This is a genomic window from Actinoplanes sp. NPDC051346 (genome assembly GCF_040682215.1).
Lineage (GTDB): Bacteria > Actinomycetota > Actinomycetes > Mycobacteriales > Micromonosporaceae > Actinoplanes.
On the sequence record NZ_JBFBAJ010000013.1, the window covers coordinates 135,000 to 158,663 of the forward strand.

General features: G+C 70.2%; 27 protein-coding genes and 2 pseudogenes. 10 read left to right on the forward strand and 19 right to left on the reverse strand.

Annotation, left to right across the window (positions count from 1 at the left end; all coding sequences use genetic code 11):
* Positions 1 to 124: 124 nt before the first annotated feature.
* From AB0M36_RS28910 to paaN, 10 genes are read right to left on the reverse strand one after another with little or no spacing between them, the layout of a single operon-like run.
* Entirely contained in the window at positions 125 to 373 is a 249-nt protein-coding gene (locus AB0M36_RS28910) for a hypothetical protein (RefSeq protein WP_364163514.1), read from the reverse strand.
* Positions 374 to 403: 30 nt separating this feature from the next.
* A complete protein-coding gene (gene paaE, locus AB0M36_RS28915) occupies positions 404 to 1,462 on the reverse strand; it encodes a 1,2-phenylacetyl-CoA epoxidase subunit PaaE (RefSeq protein ID WP_364163516.1) in 1,059 nt (352 codons plus the stop codon).
* A gap of 1 nt (position 1,463) precedes the next feature.
* Positions 1,464 to 1,955, reverse strand: a complete 492-nt coding sequence (paaD, locus tag AB0M36_RS28920; RefSeq protein WP_364163519.1) for a 1,2-phenylacetyl-CoA epoxidase subunit PaaD — start codon at positions 1,953 to 1,955, stop codon at positions 1,464 to 1,466.
* Positions 1,956 to 1,972: 17 nt separating this feature from the next.
* Positions 1,973 to 2,905: a 1,2-phenylacetyl-CoA epoxidase subunit PaaC gene (paaC, locus tag AB0M36_RS28925; protein WP_364163522.1), complete on the reverse strand. Its 933-nt coding sequence runs from the start codon at positions 2,903 to 2,905 to the stop codon at positions 1,973 to 1,975.
* Positions 2,906 to 2,915: 10 nt separating this feature from the next.
* The gene (gene paaB / locus AB0M36_RS28930) at positions 2,916 to 3,212 is read right to left on the reverse strand and encodes a 1,2-phenylacetyl-CoA epoxidase subunit PaaB (RefSeq protein ID WP_071807074.1); all 297 of its coding nucleotides are present in this window, start codon (positions 3,210 to 3,212) and stop codon (positions 2,916 to 2,918) included.
* Positions 3,209 to 4,135: a 1,2-phenylacetyl-CoA epoxidase subunit PaaA gene (gene paaA / locus AB0M36_RS28935; RefSeq protein WP_364163525.1), complete on the reverse strand. Its 927-nt coding sequence runs from the start codon at positions 4,133 to 4,135 to the stop codon at positions 3,209 to 3,211. The genes paaB and paaA overlap by 4 nt, the downstream gene beginning before the upstream one ends.
* A complete protein-coding gene (locus AB0M36_RS28940) occupies positions 4,132 to 5,001 on the reverse strand; it encodes a 3-hydroxyacyl-CoA dehydrogenase family protein (RefSeq protein ID WP_364163528.1) in 870 nt (289 codons plus the stop codon). The genes paaA and AB0M36_RS28940 overlap by 4 nt, the downstream gene beginning before the upstream one ends.
* Positions 5,002 to 5,018: 17 nt before the next feature.
* Positions 5,019 to 5,753, reverse strand: coding sequence for an enoyl-CoA hydratase/isomerase family protein (locus AB0M36_RS28945; protein ID WP_364163531.1), 735 nt, complete (start codon positions 5,751 to 5,753; stop codon positions 5,019 to 5,021).
* Positions 5,753 to 6,931, reverse strand: coding sequence for a thiolase family protein (locus AB0M36_RS28950; protein WP_364163534.1), 1,179 nt, complete (start codon positions 6,929 to 6,931; stop codon positions 5,753 to 5,755). The genes AB0M36_RS28945 and AB0M36_RS28950 overlap by 1 nt, the downstream gene beginning before the upstream one ends.
* Positions 6,924 to 8,612, reverse strand: coding sequence for a phenylacetic acid degradation protein PaaN (gene paaN / locus AB0M36_RS28955; RefSeq protein ID WP_364163537.1), 1,689 nt, complete (start codon positions 8,610 to 8,612; stop codon positions 6,924 to 6,926). The genes AB0M36_RS28950 and paaN overlap by 8 nt, the downstream gene beginning before the upstream one ends.
* A gap of 101 nt (positions 8,613 to 8,713) precedes the next feature.
* On the opposite strand from paaN, the gene paaI reads away from it, so the two are divergent.
* From paaI to paaK, 3 genes are read left to right on the forward strand one after another with little or no spacing between them, the layout of a single operon-like run.
* Positions 8,714 to 9,118 (forward strand): hydroxyphenylacetyl-CoA thioesterase PaaI, encoded by a 405-nt coding sequence (gene paaI / locus AB0M36_RS28960; RefSeq protein WP_364163540.1) that lies wholly within the window; start codon positions 8,714 to 8,716, stop codon positions 9,116 to 9,118.
* A complete protein-coding gene (locus AB0M36_RS28965) occupies positions 9,115 to 9,747 on the forward strand; it encodes a TetR/AcrR family transcriptional regulator (protein ID WP_364163543.1) in 633 nt (210 codons plus the stop codon). Before paaI ends, AB0M36_RS28965 begins: the two co-directional genes overlap by 4 nt.
* A 19-nt stretch (positions 9,748 to 9,766) precedes the next feature.
* Positions 9,767 to 11,074: a phenylacetate--CoA ligase PaaK gene (gene paaK / locus AB0M36_RS28970; RefSeq protein ID WP_364163545.1), complete on the forward strand. Its 1,308-nt coding sequence runs from the start codon at positions 9,767 to 9,769 to the stop codon at positions 11,072 to 11,074.
* Positions 11,075 to 11,096: 22 nt separating this feature from the next.
* Here paaK and AB0M36_RS28975 read toward each other — a convergent pair whose 3' ends face one another.
* A complete protein-coding gene (locus AB0M36_RS28975) occupies positions 11,097 to 11,225 on the reverse strand; it encodes a hypothetical protein (protein WP_364163548.1) in 129 nt (42 codons plus the stop codon).
* A gap of 148 nt (positions 11,226 to 11,373) precedes the next feature.
* On the opposite strand from AB0M36_RS28975, the gene AB0M36_RS28980 reads away from it, so the two are divergent.
* The 3 genes and pseudogenes from AB0M36_RS28980 to AB0M36_RS28990 all read left to right on the forward strand — a co-directional run.
* A complete protein-coding gene (locus AB0M36_RS28980; protein WP_364163551.1) occupies positions 11,374 to 12,327 on the forward strand; it encodes a helix-turn-helix domain-containing protein in 954 nt (317 codons plus the stop codon).
* Positions 12,328 to 12,590: 263 nt separating this feature from the next.
* Entirely contained in the window at positions 12,591 to 12,929 is a 339-nt protein-coding gene (locus AB0M36_RS28985; RefSeq protein WP_364163554.1) for a hypothetical protein, read from the forward strand.
* A gap of 388 nt (positions 12,930 to 13,317) precedes the next feature.
* Positions 13,318 to 13,785, forward strand: a pseudogene (locus AB0M36_RS28990) (transposase); the annotation flags it as partial.
* Positions 13,786 to 13,837: 52 nt separating this feature from the next.
* Here the strand turns inward: AB0M36_RS28990 and AB0M36_RS28995 are convergent.
* Positions 13,838 to 14,509: a hypothetical protein gene (locus AB0M36_RS28995; RefSeq protein ID WP_364163557.1), complete on the reverse strand. Its 672-nt coding sequence runs from the start codon at positions 14,507 to 14,509 to the stop codon at positions 13,838 to 13,840.
* 103 nt (positions 14,510 to 14,612) lie between these two features.
* Between AB0M36_RS28995 and AB0M36_RS29000 the strand changes: the two are divergent.
* From AB0M36_RS29000 to AB0M36_RS29015, 4 genes and pseudogenes are all read left to right on the forward strand, one after another.
* Positions 14,613 to 15,171, forward strand: a pseudogene (locus tag AB0M36_RS29000) (transposase); the annotation flags it as partial.
* A gap of 402 nt (positions 15,172 to 15,573) precedes the next feature.
* Positions 15,574 to 16,071: a hypothetical protein gene (locus AB0M36_RS29005; protein ID WP_364163560.1), complete on the forward strand. Its 498-nt coding sequence runs from the start codon at positions 15,574 to 15,576 to the stop codon at positions 16,069 to 16,071.
* Positions 16,071 to 16,298 (forward strand): helix-turn-helix transcriptional regulator, encoded by a 228-nt coding sequence (locus AB0M36_RS29010; RefSeq protein WP_364163563.1) that lies wholly within the window; start codon positions 16,071 to 16,073, stop codon positions 16,296 to 16,298. The genes AB0M36_RS29005 and AB0M36_RS29010 overlap by 1 nt, the downstream gene beginning before the upstream one ends.
* 43 nt (positions 16,299 to 16,341) lie before the next feature.
* On the forward strand, positions 16,342 to 17,043 hold the full coding sequence (locus tag AB0M36_RS29015) for a DUF4386 domain-containing protein (RefSeq protein WP_364163566.1): 702 nt from the start codon (positions 16,342 to 16,344) through the stop codon (positions 17,041 to 17,043).
* Here AB0M36_RS29015 and AB0M36_RS29020 read toward each other — a convergent pair.
* Genes AB0M36_RS29020 through AB0M36_RS29050 form a run of 7 tightly spaced genes read right to left on the reverse strand, consistent with a single transcriptional unit; the run spans position 17,007 to position 23,652 of the window.
* Positions 17,007 to 17,297, reverse strand: coding sequence for a hypothetical protein (locus tag AB0M36_RS29020; protein WP_364163569.1), 291 nt, complete (start codon positions 17,295 to 17,297; stop codon positions 17,007 to 17,009). The genes AB0M36_RS29015 and AB0M36_RS29020 overlap by 37 nt on opposite strands.
* On the reverse strand, positions 17,294 to 18,310 hold the full coding sequence (locus AB0M36_RS29025; protein ID WP_364163571.1) for a Gfo/Idh/MocA family oxidoreductase: 1,017 nt from the start codon (positions 18,308 to 18,310) through the stop codon (positions 17,294 to 17,296). Before AB0M36_RS29025 ends, AB0M36_RS29020 begins: the two co-directional genes overlap by 4 nt.
* The gene (locus AB0M36_RS29030; RefSeq protein WP_364163574.1) at positions 18,307 to 19,122 is read right to left on the reverse strand and encodes an ATP-binding cassette domain-containing protein; all 816 of its coding nucleotides are present in this window, start codon (positions 19,120 to 19,122) and stop codon (positions 18,307 to 18,309) included. The genes AB0M36_RS29025 and AB0M36_RS29030 overlap by 4 nt, the downstream gene beginning before the upstream one ends.
* 3 nt (positions 19,123 to 19,125) lie before the next feature.
* Positions 19,126 to 20,181: an ABC transporter permease gene (locus tag AB0M36_RS29035; protein WP_364163577.1), complete on the reverse strand. Its 1,056-nt coding sequence runs from the start codon at positions 20,179 to 20,181 to the stop codon at positions 19,126 to 19,128.
* A gap of 59 nt (positions 20,182 to 20,240) precedes the next feature.
* Positions 20,241 to 21,224 carry a sugar ABC transporter substrate-binding protein gene (locus AB0M36_RS29040; protein WP_364163580.1) on the reverse strand — a complete coding sequence of 328 codons (984 nt, stop codon included), beginning with the start codon at positions 21,222 to 21,224 and terminating at the stop codon, positions 20,241 to 20,243.
* Positions 21,221 to 22,144, reverse strand: a complete 924-nt coding sequence (locus tag AB0M36_RS29045; protein WP_364163583.1) for a TIM barrel protein — start codon at positions 22,142 to 22,144, stop codon at positions 21,221 to 21,223. The genes AB0M36_RS29040 and AB0M36_RS29045 overlap by 4 nt, the downstream gene beginning before the upstream one ends.
* Positions 22,145 to 22,155: 11 nt before the next feature.
* A complete protein-coding gene (locus tag AB0M36_RS29050; protein WP_364163586.1) occupies positions 22,156 to 23,652 on the reverse strand; it encodes a CoA-acylating methylmalonate-semialdehyde dehydrogenase in 1,497 nt (498 codons plus the stop codon).
* Between the last annotated feature and the right edge of the window lie 12 nt (positions 23,653 to 23,664).

Consider the following 23,664-nt stretch of genomic DNA (forward strand, 5'->3'; position numbering starts at 1 on the left):
CCGCCTGCCAGACTGAAGCGCGCCCTCAGCCGCCTGCCAGACTGAAGCGCCCTCGGCCGCCTGCCAGGCTGAAGTCTTCGTCGCCGCCGACGCAGGCGGTCCTCCGTGCCTCGTGCAGGGGGAACTACGCGATCCACCACCCTGGGTTGTCGCGGTGATTCTTGGCACCCATGCGCAGGACCGTCCGCAGCTGGGTGAGGCCTTCGGTGTCCGCCGGAAGGAGAAGTCGGTCCAGCAGCGCCCGCTGTCGCCGCCCGCTGCCGCTGCCCGCTGCCGCTGCCCGCTGCCGCTGCCCGCCGCCGCCCGCCGCCCGCCGCCCGCCGCCGCCCGCCGCCGCCCGCTGCCCGCCACCGGCCGCCCGTCGGGATCGCATCCCCGGCGGGGCTGTGGTGGGCTCCGGGTGTCAGTCGTCGAAGTCGACGATGGCCTTGGGCGAGAGGGGCACCGACTGGCACGTCAGCACGAAGCCCGCCTCGACCTCGTGCGGCTCGAGCGCGAAGTTGCGGCGCATCTTCACCTCGCCCTCGACGACCCGGGCCCGGCACGTGCCGCAGACGCCGCCCTTGCAGGCGAAGGGCAGGTCGGGGCGGGACCGCTGGGCACCCTCGAGAATGGTCTGGCCCTCGGGGATGGTCGCGGTCGTCGAGCGGCCGTCGAGGACGACGGTGACCTCGCTGCTCGGGCCGGTGGGTTCGCGTTCGGCGCGCAGTGGCTCGGGCGGCGCCTCGTCGACCCAGAAGAGTTCGCGGTGGATCCGCTCCGGGGCCACGCCGGCCTCGCCGAGTACCTCGGTCGCGTCGGTGACCATGCCGAACGGGCCGCACAGCCACCAGTGGTCCACGGCCGGCACGTCGATCAGCAGCGGCAGCAGGGTGCGGAGCTTCTCGGCGTCGAGCCGGCCCGTGAGCAGCTCGACCTCGCGGGCCTCGCGGGAGAGCAGGTGCACCAGTTCGAGCCGCGACGGGTACACGTCCTTCAGGTCGGCGAGTTCCTCGGCGAACATGACCGAGTCCGCGCGCCGGTTGCCGTACAGAATGCTGACCTGGGCACCCGGCCGCTGGAGCAGGGACGCGGCGATGGACAGCAGGGGTGTGATGCCCGAACCGGCCGCGATGAGCACGTGGCGTCCGCCGGCGTCGAGGTCCGGCGTGAAGGTTCCGGTGGGCGGGGCGACCTCGACCTCGTCTCCGACTCGCACCTCCCGCACGAGCCAGGAGGACACCAGACCGCCGGGCACTTCCCGCACGCCGATCCGGGGCCGGGCCCCGGCCGGAGCACAGATCGAATAGGTACGACGCTCGTCGGTACCGTTACTGCCGTGCCGCACCGTGACGGACTGCCCGGGCCGGAACGTGTACCGCTCGGCGAGCTCCTCGGGCACGTCGAAGGTGACCGCGACGGCATCGTCACAAAGCCGTTCCACCGCGGCGACCCGCAACGGATAGAACTCGCGGACCACCACGTCAGATCTCCTTCACGTGCTCGAACGGCTCACGGCAGGCCGGGCACCGCCGCAACGACCGGCACGCGGTCGCGCTGAAAGCGGCGATCTCCTCGGTCTCCGGGGTGCCGCACCGGGGGCACGGAATCGCCCGCCGGGTCGTCCCGAGGTTCAGCGGCACCGGCCCCGCCGCCCGGCGCGGCGCCGGCCCGGGCGGCGAGATCCCGGCGTCGGCGAGCTTGGCGCGGCCGGCCTCGGTGATCCAGTCGGTGGTCCAGGCCGGGGTCAGCACGGTACGCACCTCGACCCGGGCGAATCCCGCCTCCCGCAACGCCTCGGTGAGGTCGTCGCGGATGGTCTGCATCGCCGGACACCCGGAGTATGTGGGCGTGATCGTCACGACGACGCCGTCCGGGGTCTCCCGGACGTCACGCAGAATCCCCAGGTCGGCCAGGGTCAGCATCGGCAGCTCGGGGTCGCCGACCCCGGCGGCGACGTCAGCGGCGGTCCGCACGGACGCACCGGCGCCGATCACCAGACACCTCCGGGCAGTGTCCGCGCCAGTCCCTGCATCTCGGCGAGGATCTCGGCCATGGCCGGACTGTGCACACCATGGCGCCCGCCGGAACCGGAAACCCCGGCGGCACTGTCCGAAGCCGGAGCGCCGGGGGTCGGAGCGCCGGGGGTCGGAGCGCCGGGGCCCGGTGAGGGGCGCAGCGTCGCGGCCTCGAGGACCTGCGCCCAGACGCCGTCGAACTCCTGCCGCAGCGTCGCCGGGTCCACCGCGACGCCCGCCGCGGCCAGGCTCAGCTCGGCCTCGTGCGCGCCGAACAGCTCCTGCGCCAGCGGCGTCACCGCGTCCATGGCCGCCTGCATGCGGTCGTGGGACAGGGCGGTGCCGTCGCCCAGGCGGACCACCCACTGGGCGGCGTAGTCACGGTGGTACGTGACCTCCTTGACACCCTTGGCGGCGATCGCGGCGAGGACCGGATCCGTCGAGGCGGTCAGCCGGTCGAGCAGCGCGAGGCGCCAGGTCGCGAAGGCGAGCAGCCGGGCGACGAGATGCGCGAAGTCGGCGTCCGCGCGCTCGGTCAGCCGTACGTTGCGGAACTCCGCCTCGTCGCGCAGGTAGGCGAGCGCGTCCTCGTCGCGGCCCGCGTCCTCGACCTCGGCGGCGCGGGACAGCAGGAGTCGGGCCTGGCCGAGCAGGTCGAGGCCGATGTTGGCGATCGCCAGTTCGTCCTCGAGCTCCGGCGCTCTCGTCACCCACTGCTGGAGCCGGTGCGACATGATCAGCGCGTCGTCGCCGAGCATCAGGCAGTATGCCGCCAGCTCGGCCCGGTCCACGCCCGCCGGCACGGCGGTGTCGACGCCGGCGAGCGGGTCGGTGAATCCGGTGCCGTACGCCCACCGCGCATCGTCATCGTGGTCGGTCAGCGCCTCGTAGGCGGCGTCGAAGGACATAGTGATCGCCTCAGATGTGCGGTACGGAGTCGGGGATCGCGTAGTACGTCGGGTGGCGGTACATCTTGTCGCCGCTCGGCGCGAAGAACGCGTCCTTGTCGCCGGGGCCGGAGGCGGCCACGTCGTCGGAACGCACCACCCAGATGCTCACGCCCTCGTTCCGCCGGGTGTAGAGGTCGCGCGCGTGGTGCAGCGCCATCTGGTGGTCGGCGGCACGCAACGAACCGACGTGGACGTGGTTCAGACCGCGCTTGGCCCGGACGAACACCTCGAACAGCGGCCACTCGTGCTTGACGTCGTCGCTCATGCCGCCACTCCCGCCTTCTTCGCGGCGTGCGCCGCGGCTGCCTCGCGCACCCAGGCGCCGTCCTCGTCGGCCCGGCGGCGGTTCTCGATCCGCAGGGAGTTGCAGGGCCCGTCTCCGGAGATCACCCGCTTCAGCTCGTCCCAGTCCGGGGTGCCGAAGTCGTAGTGGCCACGGTCGGCGTTCCACGTGAGCTCCGGGTCGGGCAGCGTGACGCCGAGCGCCTCCGCCTGCGGCACACTCATGTCGACGAACCGCTGCCGCAGCTCGTCGTTGCTGTGCCGCTTGATCTTCCACGCCATGGACTGCGCCGAGTTCGGCGACTGGTCGTCAGGCGGACCGAACATCATCAGCGACGGCCACCACCAGCGGTTCACCGAGTCCTGCACCATCTCGCGCTGCGCCGGGGTGCCGCCCATCATGGTCATCAGCAGTTCGTAGCCCTGCCGCTGATGGAACGACTCCTCCTTGCAGATGCGGATCATCGCGCGTCCGTACGGCCCGTACGAGCTGCGGCACAACGGCACCTGGTTGCAGATGGCGGCGCCGTCCACGAGCCAGCCGATGACGCCGACGTCGGCGAACGACAGCGTCGGATAGTTGAAGATCGACGAGTACTTCTGCCGGCCCTCGATGAGTCGCCGGGTCAGGTCGCCGCGGTCCGCGCCGAGCGTCTCGGCCGCCGAATACAGGTAGAGCCCGTGCCCGGCCTCGTCCTGCACCTTGGCCAGCAGGATCGCCTTGCGGCGCAGCGACGGCGCGCGCGTGATCCACTCGCCCTCTGGCTGCATGCCGATGATCTCGGAGTGCGCGTGCTGGGCGATCTGACGGATCATCGTCTTGCGGTAGCCGTCCGGCATCCAGTCGCGCGGCTCGATCCGCTGATCCTTCGCGATGGTGTCGGTAAAGACCTGCTCTTCGTTCATCGGCCCTCCCCAGACGGCGCGGACGCCCATTCGTAGAAGCCCTGGCCGCTCTTGCGACCCAGTTCGCCCCGGGCCACCTTCTCGCGCAGCAGCCGGGGCGGCGCGAACCGGTCGCCCAGCTCGCGGTGCAGGTGCTCGGCGATGGCGAGGCGCACGTCGAGCCCGACGAGGTCGGTGGAGCGCAGCGGTCCCATCGGGTGCCGGTAGCCGAGCTCCATCGCCCGGTCGATCGACGCCGCGTCGGCCACGCCCTCCTCGAGCATGCGGATCGCCTCCAGCCCGAGCAGCACGCCGAGGCGGCTGGTCGCGAAGCCCGGCGAGTCACGGACGACGATCGCGGTCTTGCCCAGGGCGGCCGCCCACGACGACGCGGCGTCCCGGACGGCGTCGGCGGTCCGCGGCCCGACGACGATCTCGACGAGGTCGCTGGCCGGCACGGGGTTGAAGAAGTGCATGCCGACGAACCGCTCGGGCCGGCGCAGACCCTCCGCGAGCCCGGCGATCGACAGCGAGCTGGTGTTGGTGGCGAGGACGGCCTGCTCGCCGACCACCGACTCGGCGGCCATGAGCACACCGGCCTTCAGCCCCGCGTCCTCGGGGACGGCCTCGACCACCAACTCGGCGTCGGCCGACAGCTCGCCGGCCACCTCGACCCGCTCCAGGACGGCCGCGGGCTCTTCGTCGAGCTTGCCGCGCTCGGCCGCCCGCCGCAGTCCGGTGGCGACGCGTTCGCGGGCGGCGGTCGCGGCGGTCTCGTCGCGCTCCACCACGGTCACGACGGCCCCGGCGGCGGCGAAGACCTGGGCGATGCCCGCGCCCATGCGGCCACCACCGATGATCCCGACCCGCTTCGGCACGCTGCTCATCGCCGCTCCCCCGTCACTCATCGCCGTTCCCCTGCCAGAAAGGCGTCCATGCGCGAGCGCTTGTCCTCGGACTCGAAGAGGATCGCCTGCGCCAGATCGTCGGTGACGGGGTGCCCGCCCGGCGCGTCGGCGACGAGCTTGGTGAGCCGCAACGCCAGCGGCCCGGACCGCGCCATCCGGTCGAGCAGGGCGTGTGCCCGCTTGAGCAGGTCGCCCGCCGGCACGACCTCGGCGACCAGCCCGAGCCGGTAGGCGTCGTCGGCGTCCAGCCGCCGGCCGGCGAGCAGCACCTGCTTGGCCACCGAGGCGCCGACCAGCTCACGCAGCCGCCAGCACGCGCCGGCCGCGGCGAGGATGCCCAGCCCCGGCTCGGGATTGCCGAACACGGCACTGGGCGAGGCGAGGCGCAGGTCGCAGGCGTACGCGAGCTCGGCACCGCCGCCGAGCGCGTACCCGTCGACGACCGCGACCGTCGGCAGTGGCAGCCGGGCGATCCGGTCGAAGAGTCGGCTGTTGATGCCCTGGAGCGCCTGCTCCCTGCCCCGCTCGCGCAGCTCGGCGATGTCGGCGCCGGCGGCGAAGGTGCCGTCGTCGCCGGTGAGCAGCAGCAACCGCGGACGCTGCTCGATCAGGGCGCACACCTCGTGCAACTCCCCCACCATGGCGGCGTTGATCGCGTTGCGCGCCTCGGGGCGGTGCAGCGTCACGACGACCCGGTCGTCGAGCTCCTCGACCCGCAGGGTGTCCGCCATCAGACCCGCTCCACCAGCATCGACACGCCCTGGCCGACGCCGACGCAGAGGGTCGCGAGGCCACGCCGGGCGTCCTCGCGCTCCATGCGGCCGAGCAGCGTGACGGCGAGCCGGGCGCCGGAGCAGCCCAGCGGGTGCCCGAGCGCGATCGCGCCGCCGTCGGCGTTGACGCGCTCGTCATCCAGCTTGAGCCGGCGGATGACCGCCAGTGACTGCGCGGCGAAGGCCTCGTTGAGCTCGACGGCGTCGAGGTCGCCGACGCTCCAGCCGGCCCGGGCGAGCGCCTTCTCGGTGGCCGGCACGGGACCGATGCCCATGATGTGCGGCGCCACGCCCGCGCTGGCCGAGACGACTATGCGGGCGCGTGGCGTCAGGCCGTAGCGTTTGACGGCTTCGCCGCTGGCGACCACGACCGCGGCGGCGCCGTCCGACAGCGGCGACGAGGTGCCGGCGGTGACGATGCCGTCCTTGCGGAAGACCGGCTTGAGCGTGCCGAGACGCTCCAGCGTGGTGCCGCGGCGCGGGCCCTCGTCCTTGGTGACCTCACCGTCCTTGACCGGGACGGGGACGATCTCGGCGTCGAAGCGGCCCGCGTCGATCGCGACGATGGCCCGCTCATGACTGCGCAGCGCGAAGGCGTCGCTGTCCGCGCGGGTGATGCCGTCGAGGGCGGCGACCTCCTCGGCGGTCTCCCCCATGGACAGCGTCTGCTCCGCGCTGAACGCCGGGTTGGTGAACCGCCAGCCGAGCGACGTGTCGAATATCGCCCCCGGCCGGGCCCACGGGGTGCCGGGCTTGGCCATCACCCATGGCGAGCGGGTCATCGACTCGACGCCGCCCGCGACGACGAGATCGGCTTCCCCGCTGCGGATCGCGCGGGAGGCGTTGACGATCGCGGTCAACCCGCTGGCGCACAGCCGGTTGACCGTGTAGCCCGGCACGGTCTCCGGGAGACCCGCCAGCAGCACGGCCATGCGGGCGACGTTGCGGTTGTCCTCGCCGGCCTGGTTGGCGGCGCCGAGCACGACCTCGTCGATCGCCTCCGCGGGCGCACCGGCGCGGCGCACGGCCTCGCCCACCACCAGGGCGGCGAGGTCGTCGGGGCGCACTCCGGAGAGTGCGCCCCCGTACTTGCCCTGGGGCGTGCGGACGCCGCCGACGAGAAATGCCTCAGGCATCGCTCGGCTCACTGATGTGGTGGCGGGACTGGAGGGTGAAGAACCGCCCGGTCACGAAGGCCGAGTCGCTCAGTGACGCGGTGGCGGCCGGGTTGGCGGCGGTGCCGTGCAGGTCGCTGAACGCGGCGGTCTGGTTGACGAAGACCCCGCCGAGAAGGTTCTGCGACAGGTGCACGCCGGCGTCGAGCGCGGCCTCACGGGCCGCGGCGAGCACCTCGGCGGAGGTGGAGTAGACGGCGGCGGTGAGAGCACCGTGGTCGCGCACCGTCTCGGTGAACAGGCGCAGGCTGTGCTCGGTGGACTCGGTGGTGATCACGAAGGAGATCGGCCCGAACCACTCCCGGGTGTACGCCTTCTCGTCGGCGGCGTCCAGGCGCGCGATCAAAGGCGTGCGGATGGTCGCGCCCGGGAACTGCTCGTCGGCGATCTCGGTGGAGGCGTGCGCGACGGTGGGCAGCGATCCGGCCTCGGCGAGCCGGGCGAGCACGCCGTCGTTGACGATGGCGCCGAGGGTGCCGGCGGCCCGCTTCGGGTCGCCGAGCAGCTTGCCGAGCGAGGCACCGAGGTCCGCGGCGAACTCGTCGGGGCTGCGGTGACCGGCGTCGGTCTCGATGCCGCCGGCGGGCACGAGCAGGTTCTGCGGGGTGGTGCACATCTGGCCGCTGTAGAGCGACAGCGAGAAGGCCAGGTTGCGCAGCATGGCCTTGTAGTCGTCGGTGGAGTCGACGATGACCGTGTTGAGGCCGGCCTTCTCGGTATAGACGACCGCCTGGCGGGCGTTGGCCTCGAGCCAGTTGCCGAACTCGCTGGAACCGGTGAAGTCGACGATGCGCACGTCGCGGTGGGTCGCCAGGGTGGCGGCGATGCCGTCGCCGGGCTCCTCGACGGCGAGCGTGACCACGTTGGGGTCCTGACCGGCCTCGGCGAGCACCTCGCGGGCGATCTGCACGGTGATGGCGAGCGGCAGCACCGCGCCCGGGTGGGGCTTGACGATGACCGGGTTGCCGGTGACGAGGCTCGCGAACAGGCCCGGGTAGCCGTTCCAGGTCGGGAATGTGTTGCACCCGATCATCAGCGCCACGCCGCGGCCGACGACGGTGCTGGTCTTCTCCAGGAGCAGCGGATCGCCGCCGCGCTGCGGCTTGGACCACGTGGTGACGCCGGGGATCCGGGTCGACTCGGCCAGCGCGACCGCGATGGCCTCCAGGGCGCGGTCCTGGGCGTGGGCGCCACCGGCCTGGAACGCCATGACGAACGCCTGACCGGAGGTGTGCTGCACCGCGTGCGCCATTTCGAAGATGCGCGCGTTGATCCGCCGGAGGATCTCGGCGGCGATCCCGGCGCGCCCTTGCGGGCCGACCGCCCGCCAGCCGGGCAGCGCCGCGCGGGCGGCGGCGACCAGCTCGCCCGGCTCGGCCTTGGGGTAACGGATGCCCAGCTCGATCCCGTAGGGCGAGCGCTCCGTCGCGACGTGAGTGGTCGCGCCGGGCACCTCGATCGGGAAGTCCTTGCCGAGCAGGGCCTGGAACGCCCGCTCACCATCGGCGGCCGCGGTCTCGCCGTAGATCGACTTGCTCGGCGACTCGGGATAGGCCGACCAGTAGTCGCGAGCGCCGGCGGCCTCGATCGCCTTGTCGAGCAGCTCACGGTGCGTCTCGTAGAACTCGGCGGGGGTTGTCACCGGCGCTCCTTTGCGGTTGGGTGTGCTTATTATCTACCGTCCGTTCGGTCGGTAATCAAGCCCTCAGCCGAGATCGGAGGGCTGCGCCATGGGAGGGACGGATGGCACAGACGGCGGCGCACGAGATGTTCGGGCGTGACAAGGCATCCCAGGCACTCGGGATCGAGCTCGTTTCCGCAGGTGACGGCGCTGCGATCGTACGGATGAAGGTCACCGCAGCGATGGTGAACGGCCACGGCATGACCCACGGCGGGTTTGTGTTCCTGCTGGCTGACACCGCCTTCGCCTGCGCATGTAACAGCCTAGGCCCGGTCACCGTCTCCGCGGGGGCCGACGTCGCGTTCCTGCGACCCTCGGCCGAGGGCGACGTGCTGGAGGCCCGGGCGCGGGAGCGGGCCACGAGCGGACGCAGCGGCATCTACGACGTCACCGTGACCCGCGAGGGCGATGTGATCGCGGAGTTTCGCGGCCGCAGCCGAGTGATAAGCCCCGGGCGGCCGCAATGACGGCAGAGGATTCCTTCCGACTGCTGATCGACCAGGAGATCCGCGCCCGCCGGGGACGCCCCGGGCACGATCTCGAGGCCGTGCTGACCGCGGCCGTCCAGCTCTTCAACGAGCGCGGCTACGACGCGACGAGCATGGACGATCTGGCGAAACGCCTCAAAATCACAAAATCAAGCATTTACCATCACGTACGCGGCAAGCAAGAGCTTTTGCGGCTCGCGGTCGATCACGCCCTCGACGGGCTCGACGAGGCCATGGCCCAGGCCCAGCGCTTGCACGAGGCGACCGCGCTCGAACGCCTCGAGTCGCTGATCCGGCTCAGTGTGCACGTGCTGGCGCAGCGCCTTCCCTACGTCACCCTGCTCCTGCGCGTCCACGGCAACTCCGACGTCGAGACGGAGGCCCTGCGACGCCGAAGACTCTTCGACCACCAGGTCACCGCGCTGGTCAAGCAGGCGCAGACCGAAGGGACGGTCCGCGCCGACGTGGATCCGGCGACCGCGTCCCGCCTGGTCTTCGGCATGGTCAACTCGCTCATCGAGTGGTACAGCCCGCAGCGCGGCGGCGCTGACGAGCTGGCCGCCACGGTCACCGCGCTCGCCTTCGACGGGCTGCGCACGAGACAGTGAGGTTTCGTTAGGAGAGACGATGCAGGACCGCTCCCCTCGTCCCGAGGACCTCGAACCGATCGAGCGCGCCTCCATCGACGAACTGCGCGCGCTCCAGTTGTCGCGCCTGCGGTGGTCGGTGCGGCACGCCTACGACAATGTGCCGCACTACCGCAGGACGTTCGAGGAGCGTCACGTTCACCCCGACGACCTGCGCGAGTTGAGTGATCTCGCGGCGTTCCCGTTCACCGACAAAGAGGCTCTGCGCGGCAACTATCCGTTCGGCATGTTCGCCGTGCCGCGAGAACGGATCTCGCGGCTGCACGCCTCCTCGGGCACGACCGGGCGACCGACGGTGGTCGGCTACACGAAGGAGGACATCGGGACCTGGGCACGCCTGATGGCCCGCTCCATCAGGGCGTCGGGCGGGCGCGCCGGCGATCGCGTACACGTCGCCTACGGGTACGGCCTGTTCACCGGCGGGCTCGGCGCCCACTACGGCGCGGAAGAGCTCGGATGCACGGTCATTCCGGTGTCCGGCGGCATGACGGAGCGCCAGGTCATGCTGATCGAGGACTTCCAGCCGGACATCATCATGGTGACGCCCAGTTACATGCTGGCCATCGTGGACGAGATGCGCCGCCAGGGAGTGGACCCCCGGAGCACCTCCCTGGCCGTCGGCATCTTCGGCGCCGAACCCTGGACCGATGACCTGCGCACGGAGATCGAACAGCAGCTCGACATCCACGCGGTCGACATCTACGGCCTCTCGGAGGTGATGGGACCCGGAGTGGCGACGGAGTGCGTGGAGACGAAGGACGGTCTGCACGTCTGGGAGGACCACTTCTATCCGGAGATCATCGACCCGCGGACCGGCGAGGTGCTGCCCGACGGCGAGGTGGGCGAGCTCGTCTTCACATCGCTGACCAGGCAGGCCATGCCGGTCATCCGTTACCGCACCCGCGACCTGACCCGGCTGCTGCCCGGCACCGCCCGTCCGATGCGCCGCATCGAGAAGATCACCGGCCGCACCGACGACATGATCATCCTGCGCGGCGTCAACCTCTTCCCCACCCAGATCGAAGAGCTGATCCTGCGTACGCCCGCGCTCGCCCCGCACTTCCAATGCGTCCTGACCCGTGACGGCCGGCTCGACGCGATGACGGTCCGGGTGGAACGTCGCCCGGACGCGCAACCACAAGCGGCGCGGGAGGCCGGTCGCGACCTGGCGGCCCTGGTGAAGAACACGATCGGGGTCAGCGTGGCGATCGAGGTGATCGAACCGGACGGCGTGGAGCGATCCGTGGGAAAGATGAGGCGAGTCGTGGACCAGCGCCGCACAGACTGAACGCGCCAACGCGGCGCGGCCATCAGTGACGGGCGGCCCGGAGGCCGTCGGTGGTCGGCTTCCAGTCGGCGCTGTCACGCGAGTCCGCGGTCAGTCCGGTGGCCGAGAGCAGAACGACGAGCAGGAAGAACAGCAGCATTCCGAGTTCCATGACAAACACACCCTTGTCCGGCGAATCTGGTGAAGCCGGTGCGCACCGGGTTGCTTGGTACCCAGTCTGCACCCGGCGACAGCGGACGGACAGTGGCAGAGATGCCATACATCTTCAACATCCTGCCACGGTTGGGTAGGCTGGCGGCATGTTGCGCAAGGTAGCCGTCATCGCCCTCCCGCCGGTCGCCGTCTTCGAACTCGGCGTCCTGTGTGAACTGTTCGGCTACGACCGGACGGGCGAGGGACTGCCGGCGTACGAGTTCTCGGTGTGCAGCGTGGGCGGGCGCCCCGTACAGACGCATGCCGGGTTCTCGATCTCCCCCAGCCACGACCTGACCCCCGCCGAGGACGCCGACCTGGTCGCGGTAATCCCCAACGACACCGACGCCGGCCCCCCGGAGGAGGTCCTCGAGACGCTGCGCCGGGCCCACGCCCGCGGCGCGTGGGTGATGAGCGTGTGCACGGGCGCGTTCGCGCTCGGCGACGCCGGCCTACTCGACGGGCGCCGCTGCACCACCCACTGGCGACACACCGACCGTCTCGCCGCGCGGTTCCCGGCCGCCAAGGTCGACCCCGACGTCCTATACGTCGCCGACGGCACCATCCTCACCAGTGCCGGCACCGCCGCGGCCGTCGACTGTGGCCTGCACCTCATCCGAGAGGAACAGGGCTCGGCCGTGGCCACCCAGATCGCCCGGCGCATGGTGGTGCCACCACACCGCGACGGCGGCCAGGCCCAGTTCGTCGAGACGCCGCTGCAGCCGATCCAGTGCGACACCCTGCAACCGGTACTGACCACGGTCATGGCAAGCCTCGACCAACCGCACACGGTGGACACCATGGCGGCGCAGGCACACATGGCTCCCCGCACCTTCGCGCGCAAGTTCCGGGCCGAGACCGGGGCCACCCCGCACGACTGGCTCACCAACCAGCGGGTTCTCCTCGCCCGCCGCCTCCTGGAGGAGTCGAGTCTGGGCATCGACGCGATCGCCGTCCACGCCGGTTTCGGCAGCGCCGCCACCCTGCGCCACCACTTCGGGCACCGGCTCAGCACCACACCCCAGGCATATCGAGCAATGTTCAAGACCCGAGTCGCATAGGAACCACGTCGCCGCCACGACGCTGCTGAAACGCCGGCCCCGTCGGCGTACCGACCGCCGCCTTCGACGCCGACGCATCCGGTGTCGCCTTCAGCGTTCAGTGCCTGTCTCTCCACTTCAAGATCGATTGAGAGCGGGTTCTACGCTCGCGGGATGAGCGGTGTGAAGCGCGGTGCCCGGGGCTGGCTGTCGTTGGTCCCGCAGCCGTCCGGCGCGGCTCGGAGTCCGGCAGAGAGCCACGCCAAGCGGCAGAGGAGATCGTCGTGAGCCAGGACCTGTCCGGCCACAACGTCTACGGCCCGGGCGGCGAGCCGCCCGCGGGCGTGGACCTCACGATGGGCCGCGGCCCGTGGTGGATAGTGATCCGCGTGGACCCGGTGTGGGACCACGTGACCACGATGCCCGTCGAGGGGAGCGACCCGAACGGCGGGCCCGGCCACGGGGTGAGCCCGCCCGACGGCGAGGTGCTGCTCATCGTCACCTCACGCCGCCAGGGACGCCGCCATCCCGAGCTGGACAAGACCCGGCACGCCAGCGCGGCCGCGGCGATGCGCACGGCGTGGGACGCCGGCCTGCTCGACGTGTTCGCCTTCCCGACCTGAAAGAGTTGCTACGACCGGCCGCGCCTCGCTGCCTGTGCCGACGTCACGGAGTGCCCGCCTCTGGTGCTTCACGATCGGGTTGGTGTCGGTTCTACGCTCGCGATGTGAGCGGTATGAAGCGCGGTACCCAGGGCTGGCTGTCGCTAGTCCCGCAGCCGACCGCGGCGCCTGGGCGCTCGGCGGAGAAGCCGCCGCGGCGGTGTCCGGTCTGTGGTGACCGGTTGCCGGCGGCGGCCCGGGATTCGAGGATGTTCTGCTCGTCGGCGGGCCGAGCGCGGCATTGGGCGGGCGGTCCGGCATAGCCGGTCCCGGATCGCCGCGGCCCCGGCTTCTGAGCAGCACGGTCATCCCGCACCCGCAGAAGCTGCCCGACGACGAGTGGGTCCAAATCGACTCCCAGAGCGTCAAAGCCGCGGAGACCGTCAGCCGGAAGGCTCGCGGATTCGATGGAGCGAAGCTCATAAATGGGAGAAAAAAGCACTTAAACGTAGACACCAAGGGCCTGCTCGTGACCGTGAAGGTGACCCCGGCGGACGTCACCCACCGCGACGCCGCCCGCGAGCTGCTGTCCGAGCTTTGCAAAATCAACCCGGAACTGACCCTGATGTGGGCCGACAACGCCTACACAGGTGTCCTGCGATGTCCTCACCACATCTCGCGCGCGGGTGATCTCTCGCTCCAACGCCCGCAGAAGCCTCAGCAACTCCGGCATCGCGGCGGGCTTCCCGCGATCCGGCCAATTGACCGTTCGATGTGGCGTCACAGTGACGGAATCACGAACGCGATCAGTCCGATCACCCGCGCGTTGATGCCCTTCACCAGCGAAAGCGGGGTGAGAGACAAGCACTCAGCTTGACGTTAACCTCATTGCCGCGCGGTGCTGGCGAGGATGGTTCAAGCAGTCCTGTTCAGCGCGCCTCGGACTGGCAGTGGTGCCACAGCCAGTCCTGGTAGTCCCGAAACTCCTCCAGGGTGGCAACCCACCCAAGAGCGGCGTAGTGCAAGATCCGGTGCGCCTCGCCGGGCAGCAGCTCATGGTGACCGACACCGGTCTCCGGGGTGGCCGCCTCAGGTGCAACCGGGACCGGGCACGGCAGGATCGGTATCCGCGTACCGGCCGTGCTCAACGCCTTGAGCACGGTGAGGTACGCCCGCGGCAGGTGGTAAGGGGTGACAGCGAGGAGGAGGCTCGTTGCCCCCAGGCTGTTGACCTGCCTGGCGATCCACGCTGCCTGCAGTCCCGTGTTCGGCGCCGGTTCGCCCTGCAGCTGAACTCCGGCACGGCGGCGTAGGCCGAGCCGGTACAGGTACTCCGGGGTGATGGGGACATACGTCCGCTCCGCAGGATTTCCGTTGGCGACCAACAGATGTCGAGCAGCGTTGCCGGACTCCCAAAGCCCAATGGCGTGGGTCAACCGCCACTCCTCGCCTTGGCCCGGCGGCACCGCGATCGCGTCAGCTGGGCCGTGAGGCCAACTCGCCATGGACAGGATGCCGAGAAGCATCTCCATCACGTCAAGGAGCCGCCCGGCACCTGCCTCATCGACCTCGGCTAAGTCCACGACCCGCGGGATTCCCATGTGGGCAGTATGGCAAGCAAGGTCATCTCCAACTGCAGTGCTCGCTGCCGAGCGATCGATGGCGCTGGGGTGGCCATAACCGGATCCCATCGATCACCAGGCGCTGCCGATCATCGAGGGCACGGTCATTCGGCTCACCGTCGATCACCTGCCCAGCCGCGGCGACCCGAAGCCGGTCTGGCTGTGGTGGTCCAAGGTCGACGCTACCGACGGCGATGTCGACCGGTGCTGGCAGGCGTTCCTGCGCCGCTTCGACATCGAGCACACCTTCCGCATGCTGAAGCAGACGCTCGGCTGGACCACTCCGCAACTCCGCGAGCCGGCCGCCGCCGACCGCTGGACTGGCTGATCCTGGCCGCGCATACTCAGCTGCGTCTCGCCCGGCCCCTCGCCCAGGACCGGCGCCGGCCTTGGGAACGCCCGATGGCGCCGGAACGGCTCACCCGGCCCGGGTGCGGCGGGGGTTTCGGAACCTCCGCGCGACCAGCGGCTCACCAGCGCGTGCACCCAAACCCAGCAGGCCCGGCCCCGGACGCCCGCCAGGCTCCCGCAACCGGCACACCGCCACCCGTCACGACGTGGGACTCATCCTGGTCACCGGCCAGGCCCACCGGTGGCCAACACACCACAAGAAGGGCACCAAACCCCGGCGCACGGATTAAGCACAAGCTCAGACCGGAGTCGGTTTCAAGGCATCCGTCGAGCCGGACGCGACGGCCGGCAAGGTCAACCCGGTGATCTTCCGCTTGCACACCCCTGAGTGGGCCGAGAAGAAGGGCGGCATCGACGCGCTCGCCGGCGACGCACCCGCTTCGTGGCCTGATCCGTCGCGCCCGGCCGGAGGATCCGCTGCTGGCGGACCGGCGGGCGCGCCAGACGAAGAAGAGACCTCGTCGGGGTCGCTTTCGTCTGTACGGCCGAGACCGCACATCGTCCGGAGGCGGCGAGCCAAGAACCCGGCGCCTGACCCTGCCACCTTCCTCCCGATGTCAAAAATATTTGACTTGGCGACTCGCGCGCCCATACAGTCTGCGTGTTAAAGATTTTTGACATCGGAGGAACGTATGGTCACGGACGAGACGCGCATCGATGACGATGAGCCGATTCCGACGACGGCCGAGGAGCGGGCGGTCTGGGCCTCGCTGGTCACCGTGGCCGTGTCGTCGGGCGCCTACTTCGCGCTGATGGTGCCCCGGCTGCTGGCGCGACCGGCCGAGGAGGTCTCCTGGGTGACGCCGATGTTGTGGACCATGGGCCTGTCGATCGCCGGTTCGGTGCTCCTCTCGATCGTGGTCACCGTCATCGCCGGGGCTTTTCGGCGCGGCGGGTGTCCTCCGGCCGGCCGCGGTGAGGTGACCTCCGATGTCCGCGACCAGGAGATCGGCCGTCTCGGTTGGCGGGCTTCCATGGGTGTGATCAGTGTCGGCTTCGGCGGCGCGCTCGTGCTGGCGATGCTCGACGCCGCCACGTTCTGGATCGGGAACCTCTTGTTCCTGTTCGGCACGGTCGGCGCGCTCGTGGCGGCCGCGACGAAGATCCGGCTGTATCGGCGGGGCTTCTGATGAGCCCCAAACCCACCCGGGTGACCAACCGCATCCGGCAACTGCGCACGGAGGCCGGCGGGATGACGCAGGCCGACCTCGCCAGACACCTCGGCGTGACGCGCCAGACGGTGATCGCCATCGAGCAGGGGCGGTATTCGCCCTCGCTGGAACTGGGATTTCAGATCGCCCACGTCTTCGGCCTACCCCTCGACGCGGTCTTTCAGTACGACGCGCCGCGGGACTGATTCGCGGTTCCACCCGACCATCCACTCCTCTGGAGGCAGTTCCGTGACCGACACCAGACGCACCGCCCGGATGACCGGCCTGGCCTATCTGGGCCTCGCCATCTCCGGCATGCTCGGCTTTCTGCTGATCCGCGAGCGGCTCTATGTGCCCGACGACGCCGCGCGGACGGCCGCGAACCTGATCGCGCACGAGGGGCTCGCCCGCCTCGGCATTGTCGTGGATCTCGTCATGGTGCTCACCCAGGCCGTCACCGCGGTGGGGTTCTGGAAGCTGTTCCGGCCGGTCCACCCCGTCGCGGCGGGCTCGATCGCCGCGTTCGGGTTGGTGAACTGCGTGCTGATCCTGGTGGCCGTGACGTTCTCGGCCACGGCACTCGATGTCGCGCTTCGTGGGGGCGTGACGTCGGCCGACGACGCGCTGCTGCTCTACGACCTCAACGGCGCGGTGTTCCGGCTGGCGGGCGTGTTCTTCGGACTGTGGCTGCTGCCGATGGGTTGGCTGGTCGGCCGCTCCGGCTATCTGCCGCGGCCGCTCGGCTGGATTCTCATCGCCGGCGGATTCGGCTACATCCTGAGCGTTGTCGTCGCCTCCCTCGTCCCCGACCTCGCGGCCGGGGCCCAGGTTCTCACCGTGCCCGCCACCGTCGGCGAGCTGTGGATCGTCGGGTATCTGCTGGCCAAGGGCGTGTCGGAGCGGACCGCGTCGGCTCAGCCGCCGCCGAGCCACGAGGCGGCACTGACCTGAGCGGACACGGCGTACTTCTGCAGGTAGTGGTTGACCTGAGCGAGGTTGTGCCGGCAGCTGTCGTCCGCCCGTTCCTCCCACGCGAACACGCACACCGTGGCGATTCCGTCGAATCCCACCTCGTGCAGCGTACGGAAGAACAGGTCCCAGTCGACCTCGCCCTGCCCGATGTGGTAGCCCAGTCCCGCGACCCGGCTGGGCAGGTCGAGCAGGGGCACCGTGCGCAGCATGTACGGGTCGAGGGCGATCTTCACGAGGCCACCTCGTAGAGGGGTGGGCGCGGCATCAGTGACACGTCGACCCGCTCTCCCCCACGCAGGGCCGCGACGCCCGCGTCCGAGACCACCGCCGCGGCGTAGCCGTCCCAGGCGCTCGGGCCGACCGGCGGGCCGCCCGTGGCGATCGAGTCGATCCATTCCTGGAGCTCGATGTCGTACGCCCGGAGGAACCGTTCCCGCCAGTCGGCGGGCACCGGCGCCGCGAGTTGGCCGCTGACGCGCACCGCCACCGGGCTGAGTTCGCCGAGCGCCGCGGTGCCGTCCTCGCCGACGACCTCGCCGCGGATGTCGTAGCCGTACCGGATGTTGACGGAGATCTCGACGTCGACGATCGCGCCGCCGGCCATTTCCATGATGAGCAGGAGCGGGTCCTGCAGGTCGCCGCCGTTGCGGCTCTTTCGGGGTACGAGCACGCGCACCGCCGTGATCTCCTCGCCGAACATCCAGCGCACCATGTCGATCTCGTGCACCGCCGTGTCCGTGATGGCGCTTTCCTTGGAGTAGAAGGACGGCACCCCGGCGTTGCGGTGGGCGCAGTGCATCATCAGCGGCGTACCGATCCGGCCGCTGTCGACCACCGCCTTCAGCGCGCGGTACGCGGCGTCGTACCGGCGCATGTATCCGACCTGGACCAGCCGCCGACCGTGAGCGACCTCGGCCTCGACGATGCGTCGGCAGGCCTCCTCGGTGGTGGCGAGCGGCTTTTCGCAGAACACCTGTTTGCCCGCCGCTATGGCGGCGAGCACGTACTGCTCGTGGGTGGGTCCCCAGGAGCAGACGACGACCGCGTCGACGCCCGGGTCGGCGATGAGATCCTCGCCGCTGCCGTGCACGACCGCGCCCGGCAGTGCGGCGGCGACCCGCTTGGCGGTCTCGACGTCCACATCGGTGACGGCCGTGACCTCGACCCCCGCCAGCACCGTGGTCATCCGCCGGATGTGGTCCTGACCGATCATCCCCGTGCCGACGACTCCTACCTTCAGCATCATCGCCCCAATTCGTGGGAGAGCTCGGCGAGCTCGTCCCCGCCGGCCATCTGGGCGGTCAGTTCGTCGAGGCCGACCTCCTCGCGCGTCTTGTCGAGGACGGTGGCGCCGAGCTTGAGGATGACGAAGTGGTCGCCGACCAGGTACGCGTGGTGCGGGTTGTGGGTGATGAACACGACGCCCAGCCCGGCGTCGCGGGCGGCGGCGATGTACTTCAGCACGACACCGGACTGCTTGACGCCGAGCGCGGCCGTCGGCTCGTCGAGGATCAGGACGCGGGCGCCGAAGTAGACGGCCCGGGCGATCGCGACGCACTGCCGCTGGCCGCCGGAGAGGGTGCCGATCGGCTGGTCGATGTTCTTGACGACGATGCCCATCTTGCGCAGCTCCTCGTCGGCGATCCGCTTCATGTCGCGGATCTTGAGGCCGGCCAGGGGGAACCGCCCGGCGGTGAGCTCGGAGCCGAGGAAGAAGTTGCGCCAGACCTCCATGAGCGGCACGACGGCGAGGTCCTGGTAGACGGTCGCGATGCCGTGGTCCAGGGCCTCCCGGGGGGACGAGAAGGTCAGTTCCTGGCCGTCGACGCGCAGCGTGCCCTCGTTGTGCGGATGCAGTCCCGACATGATCTTGATCAGGGTGGACTTGCCGGCGCCGTTGTCGCCCAGCACGCAGGTGACCTCCCCGGCGTTGACCCGCAGGCCGATGCCGCGCAGCGCGCGGATCGCCCCGTAGGACTTGCCGATGTCGGCCATCTCGATGAGCGGCTCGCCCTTCTTCAGACCGCTGTCGGCGTGGTCCGCGAGGGTGTCGGTCATGGCTCAGCCCACCTTCCGGGCGGTCGACATGCGCTTGATGTAGAGGTTGACCAGCACGGCGAGCAGCAGCATGACGCCGAGGAAGGCCCGGAACCAGTTGGGGTCCCAGCCGGCGTAGACGATGCCGAGGCTGGTCATGCCGAAGATGAACGCGCCGATGGCGACGCCGATCGCGTTGCCGAAGCCGCCGGTGAGCAGCGTGCCGCCGACGACCGCGGCGATGATGTAGAGGAACTCGTTGCCGACGCCGTTGCCGGCCTGCAGCGTGTTGAACCGGTAGAGCGTGTGCATGCCGACGAACCAGCCGAGGAACGATACGGTCATGAACAGGCCGATCTTCGTCTTGACCACCGGCACGCCGACCGCCCGCGCGCTGTCCGGGGCGCCGCCGACGGCGAAGAACCAGTTGCCGATGCGGGTCCGCTGCAGGATCCAGGCGGCGAGCGCGACGAAGAGGGCCCACCAGATCACGGTGATCCACACGGTGACGGGGCCGACCTTGAAGCTGGACGCGAAGATCTTGTTCAGCGACCCGAATCCGTCGATCTGGCTGATGTCCGTGCTGGAGACCGAGCCGGTGACGAGCTTGGTGAGGCCGAGGTTGGCGCCCTGCAGGACGAAGAAGGTGCCCAGCGTGATGAGGAAGCTCGGGATGCCGGTCTTCATCACCAGGTAGCCGTTGACGAAGCCGACGAACAGGCAGAAGACCAGCGACAGCAGCGCGCCGACCCACAGGTTGATCCCGAAGTACCAGCAGAACATGGAGTTGACCAGGCCCGCGCTGGTGGTGATGACGCCCGCGGAGAGGTCGAACTCGCCGCCGATCATCAGCATGCCGACACCGACGGCGACGATGCCGATCGTCGAGGACTGGTAGAGCACGGTGAAGAAGGACTCGGCGGACCGGAACGCCGGTGCCATCGCGAGGAAGAAGACGAAGATGAGTACGGCGGCGACCAGGGCGCCGACCTCGGGACGGGCCAGCAGCCGCTGGGGCAGGCTCCGGGTTATTCGCGACGGCACCGCGACGGGAGGCGCCGCTTGCACGCTGTGGCTCATGGAGGAACTCCGTTCGGACGTCGCCGCGGAGGCCGCACCGGCGGCCTCCGCGGGCCTGGTCAGCGCGTGTTGTTCTTGGTGAAGGGCAGGATGGTCGCGATGTTGTTCTTGTCGACGAAGGACGGGCCGGTGAGCACGGGCTTGCCGCCGCCGATGTCGTTGCCGTTCTTGAGGTAGAGATAGAGCGAGGTCACGGCCAGGTAGCCCTGGACGTACGGCTGCTGGTCGATGGAGAACTCGATCTTGCCATCCTGGATCGTCTGGGCGATCTCGGCGTTGAGGTCGAAGGTGACGAGCTTCGCCGTGCTGCCGGAGGCGTCCTTCGCCTTGAGGGCGTCCTGCGCGATCTGCGCGCCCAGGGTCACGATGGAGTCGATGGATTTGTCCTGCGCCAGCTTCGCCTGCAGGGTGGACACGACGGAGGAGTCGTCGGTGCCGTTGACCTGGATGTTCTCCGTGCCCGGCACGGCGCTCTTGACGCCGGCGCAGCGGGCCTCGAGCGCCACCGAGCCGGCCTGGTGAATGACACAGAGCGGATGCTTGGCGCCCGCCTCGGCGAGGCGTCGGCCCGCGCTCTGTCCGGCGATGGTCTCGTCGGAGCCGAAGTACATCGACGCGCCGAGCTTCTGGTAGTCATCGATGCCGGAGTTCAGGCCCACCACCGGGATCTTCGCGTCGGTGGCCGACTTCACGGCCCCGGCGAGGGCGTTCGGCGTGACCAGCGTGGTGGCGATGCCGTTGACCTTGGAGTCGACCGCGTTCTGGATGAGGACGGCCTGCTTGTCGGCCGCCGGGTCGTTGGAGTACTTCAGGGTGACGCCCTGGTCCTTGGCCGCCTGCTGGGCACCGGACTTGATCTTGTCCCAGAAGGTGTCGCCCGGCGTCTCGTGGGTGACGAACGCGATCGTGTAGCCCGAGCTGCCCGGCGCGTTGCCGCCGCCGCCCGTCGTGTCATCGGTCTTCTCCTTGCCGCCTCCGCTGCACGCGGTGACCCCGAGGGTCATCACCGCCACGAGCGCTATCAGGTATCGGCGTGTTCTCATCGATGGGCCCTTTCCTCAAAGGTGGAGACGGAGTTCAGGTAGGCACGGGTGCGGGTGGCGATCGGGAGCGGCTCGTCGAAGTCGACGGGATACATGTCCTGCTCGACGACCACGAACAGGTCGGCGTCGAGCTCTTCGAGCGCCGTCAGCACGGACGGGACATCCGGGGCGCCGGCCGGTGGTTCGACGCTCGCGCCCCGCGCCACGGCCTGGCCGAACGGCAGGTCCTCGGCGGCGGCGCGGGCCGCGATCGCCGGGTCCATCTGCTTGATGTGGACGTAGCCGATCCGGTCCGGGTACTTGCGGATCAGGGACGGCACGTCCGCCCGCCGGTAGGCCAGGTGGCCGGTGTCGAGGCACAGCGACACCCACCGAGGGTCGGTGTCGGCGAGGAACCGTTCGGTCTGCGTCTGGGTCTCGACGTGGTAGTCGGCGTGCGGGTGGAACCGCATCGCGAGGCCGTACTCCTCGGCGAGGATCCGGCCGAGGGTGTTGCTGTTGTCCACCAGCGTCCGCCAGCGCTCCGGGCTCAGTTCGGCGGGCTCGTGGTAGGCGCCGGTCACGTCGTCGCGGTAGCCGGGCACCGGGACGAAGATCAGGTTCCGGGCGCCCAGGGCCCGGGTCAGCTCGGCCACCTTGCGGGTCTCGGCGACCACGTCGGCGAAGTCCTTGTGCGGGCCGCCGACGCCGGCGACGGTGCCGCCGGCGCAGACGAGGTCACGCCGGGCGAGTTCGTCGCGCAGCTGCGCCGGGTCGGTCGGCAGATATCCGTACGGTCCGAGCTCGAGCCAGCGGTAGCCGGCGCCGGACAGCTCGTCGAGAAACCGTGGCCAGGGCGTCTGCCGCGGGTCGTCGGCGAACCAGACGCCCCACGAGTCGGGGCAGCTGCCGAGCCGGAGGCGGCGGATCGAGGGGGTCATGGCACCGTCCTTCAGCTCGACGTGGGGAAGTGCAGGGAGGCGCCGTGCGCGGCTTCGACGTGCGGCCACCGGGAGGTGACGACCTTGCCGCGGGTGTAGAAGGAGACGCCCTCGGGGCCGTGGATGTGCTTGTCGCCGAAGAGGGAGTCCTTCCAACCGCCGAAGGAGTAGTAGGCCATCGGCACCGGCACCGGCACGTTGATGCCGATCATGCCGACGGTGACCCCGCGCTGGAACCGCCGTGCCGCCTCGCCGCTGGTGGTGAAGATGGCCGTGCCGTTGCCGTAGGGGTTGGCGTTGACGAGGTCGATGGCGGCCTCGACGCTGTCCGCGCGCACCACCGACAGCACCGGCCCGAAGATCTCCTCGGTGTAGACGTCCATGCCGGTGCCCACGTGGTCGAGGACGGTGGGGCCGACGAAGAAGCCGTTCTCGTGGCCGGGGACCTTGAGGCCGCGGCCGTCGACGAGCACCTTCGCGCCCTGCTGTTCACCCGTACCGATCAGGGTCTCGATGCGGTCGCGGGCCGCGGCCGTGACGACCGGGCCCATCTCGCTGCGCGGGTCGCGACCCGGACCGACCACCACCTCGTGCGCCTTGCGGGTCACGATGTCCATCAGGGCATCGCCCGCGCCGCCGACGGCGACCGCGGCGGAGATGGCCATGCAGCGCTCGCCGGCCGAGCCGAACGCGGCGGCGGCCAGGTGGTTGGCGGCGAATTCCAGGTCGGCGTCGGGCAGGACGATCGCGTGGTTCTTGGCTCCGCCGAGGGCCTGGACCCGCTTGCCGGACGCCGAGGCCTTCTGGTGGATGTAGCGGGCGATCGGTGTGGAACCGACGAAGGACACCGCGGCGACGTCAGGGTGGTCGAGGAGCGCGTCGACCGCCACCTTGTCGCCGTGCACGACGTTGAAGACGCCGTCCGGCAGCCCGGCCCGCCGCCATAGGTCCGCGACGAAGTTCGCCGCGGACGGGTCGCGCTCGCTGGGCTTGAGCACGAAGGTGTTGCCGCAGGCGATGGCGACCGGGTACATCCACATGGGCACCATGGCCGGGAAGTTGAACGGGGTAATCCCGACGCAGACGCCGAGCGGCTCGCGGAAGCTGAACACGTCGACGCCGGTGGAGGCCTGGTCGGAGTACTCGCCCTTGAGCAGCTGCGGGATGCCGCAGGCGAACTCGACGACCTCCAGGCCGCGCTGCACCTCGCCGGCCGCGTCGCTGAGCACCTTGCCGTGCTCGTCGGAGATGAGTTCGGCCAGCTCCTTCACGTGAGCGTTCACCAGCTCGCGGAAGCTGAACATGATCTTCGTACGGGCGCTGAGCGAGGCCTGGCTCCAGGAGGCGAACGCGGCCTTCGCCGCCGCCACCGCGTCGTCGACGTCGGCCGGTGCGGCCAGCACCACCTCGTGCTGACGCTGCCCGGTCGCGGGGTTGAAGACGTCGCCGGTGCGGGTGGCGGCGCCGGTGGTCAGGCGCCCGCCGATCCAGTGCTCGATGGTTGACACGTCGCTGGTTCC

What these genes read in the sequence shown, in the direction of transcription:
- paaB (WP_071807074.1), bottom strand. Translation starts at nt 3,212, where the DNA reads ATGAGCGACGACGTCAAGCACGAGTGGCCGCTGTTCGAGGTGTTCGTC.
- AB0M36_RS29045 (WP_364163583.1), bottom strand. Translation starts at nt 22,144, where the DNA reads ATGACCCCCTCGATCCGCCGCCTCCGGCTCGGCAGCTGCCCCGACTCG.
- paaC (WP_364163522.1), bottom strand. Translation starts at nt 2,905, where the DNA reads ATGTCCTTCGACGCCGCCTACGAGGCGCTGACCGACCACGATGACGAT.
- AB0M36_RS29005 (WP_364163560.1), top strand. Translation starts at nt 15,574, where the DNA reads ATGGTCACGGACGAGACGCGCATCGATGACGATGAGCCGATTCCGACG.
- AB0M36_RS28965 (WP_364163543.1), top strand. Translation starts at nt 9,115, where the DNA reads ATGACGGCAGAGGATTCCTTCCGACTGCTGATCGACCAGGAGATCCGC.
- AB0M36_RS28995 (WP_364163557.1), bottom strand. Translation starts at nt 14,509, where the DNA reads ATGGGAATCCCGCGGGTCGTGGACTTAGCCGAGGTCGATGAGGCAGGT.
- paaA (WP_364163525.1), bottom strand. Translation starts at nt 4,135, where the DNA reads ATGAACGAAGAGCAGGTCTTTACCGACACCATCGCGAAGGATCAGCGG.
- paaK (WP_364163545.1), top strand. Translation starts at nt 9,767, where the DNA reads ATGCAGGACCGCTCCCCTCGTCCCGAGGACCTCGAACCGATCGAGCGC.
- AB0M36_RS29040 (WP_364163580.1), bottom strand. Translation starts at nt 21,224, where the DNA reads ATGAGAACACGCCGATACCTGATAGCGCTCGTGGCGGTGATGACCCTC.
- AB0M36_RS28980 (WP_364163551.1), top strand. Translation starts at nt 11,374, where the DNA reads ATGTTGCGCAAGGTAGCCGTCATCGCCCTCCCGCCGGTCGCCGTCTTC.
- AB0M36_RS28910 (WP_364163514.1), bottom strand. Translation starts at nt 373, where the DNA reads ATGCGATCCCGACGGGCGGCCGGTGGCGGGCAGCGGGCGGCGGCGGGC.
- AB0M36_RS28950 (WP_364163534.1), bottom strand. Translation starts at nt 6,931, where the DNA reads ATGCCTGAGGCATTTCTCGTCGGCGGCGTCCGCACGCCCCAGGGCAAG.
- AB0M36_RS28975 (WP_364163548.1), bottom strand. Translation starts at nt 11,225, where the DNA reads ATGGAACTCGGAATGCTGCTGTTCTTCCTGCTCGTCGTTCTGCTCTCG.
- paaI (WP_364163540.1), top strand. Translation starts at nt 8,714, where the DNA reads ATGGCACAGACGGCGGCGCACGAGATGTTCGGGCGTGACAAGGCATCC.
- AB0M36_RS29030 (WP_364163574.1), bottom strand. Translation starts at nt 19,122, where the DNA reads ATGACCGACACCCTCGCGGACCACGCCGACAGCGGTCTGAAGAAGGGC.
- AB0M36_RS29035 (WP_364163577.1), bottom strand. Translation starts at nt 20,181, where the DNA reads ATGAGCCACAGCGTGCAAGCGGCGCCTCCCGTCGCGGTGCCGTCGCGA.
- AB0M36_RS29010 (WP_364163563.1), top strand. Translation starts at nt 16,071, where the DNA reads ATGAGCCCCAAACCCACCCGGGTGACCAACCGCATCCGGCAACTGCGC.
- AB0M36_RS29025 (WP_364163571.1), bottom strand. Translation starts at nt 18,310, where the DNA reads ATGATGCTGAAGGTAGGAGTCGTCGGCACGGGGATGATCGGTCAGGAC.
- AB0M36_RS28945 (WP_364163531.1), bottom strand. Translation starts at nt 5,753, where the DNA reads ATGGCGGACACCCTGCGGGTCGAGGAGCTCGACGACCGGGTCGTCGTG.
- AB0M36_RS28940 (WP_364163528.1), bottom strand. Translation starts at nt 5,001, where the DNA reads ATGAGCAGCGTGCCGAAGCGGGTCGGGATCATCGGTGGTGGCCGCATG.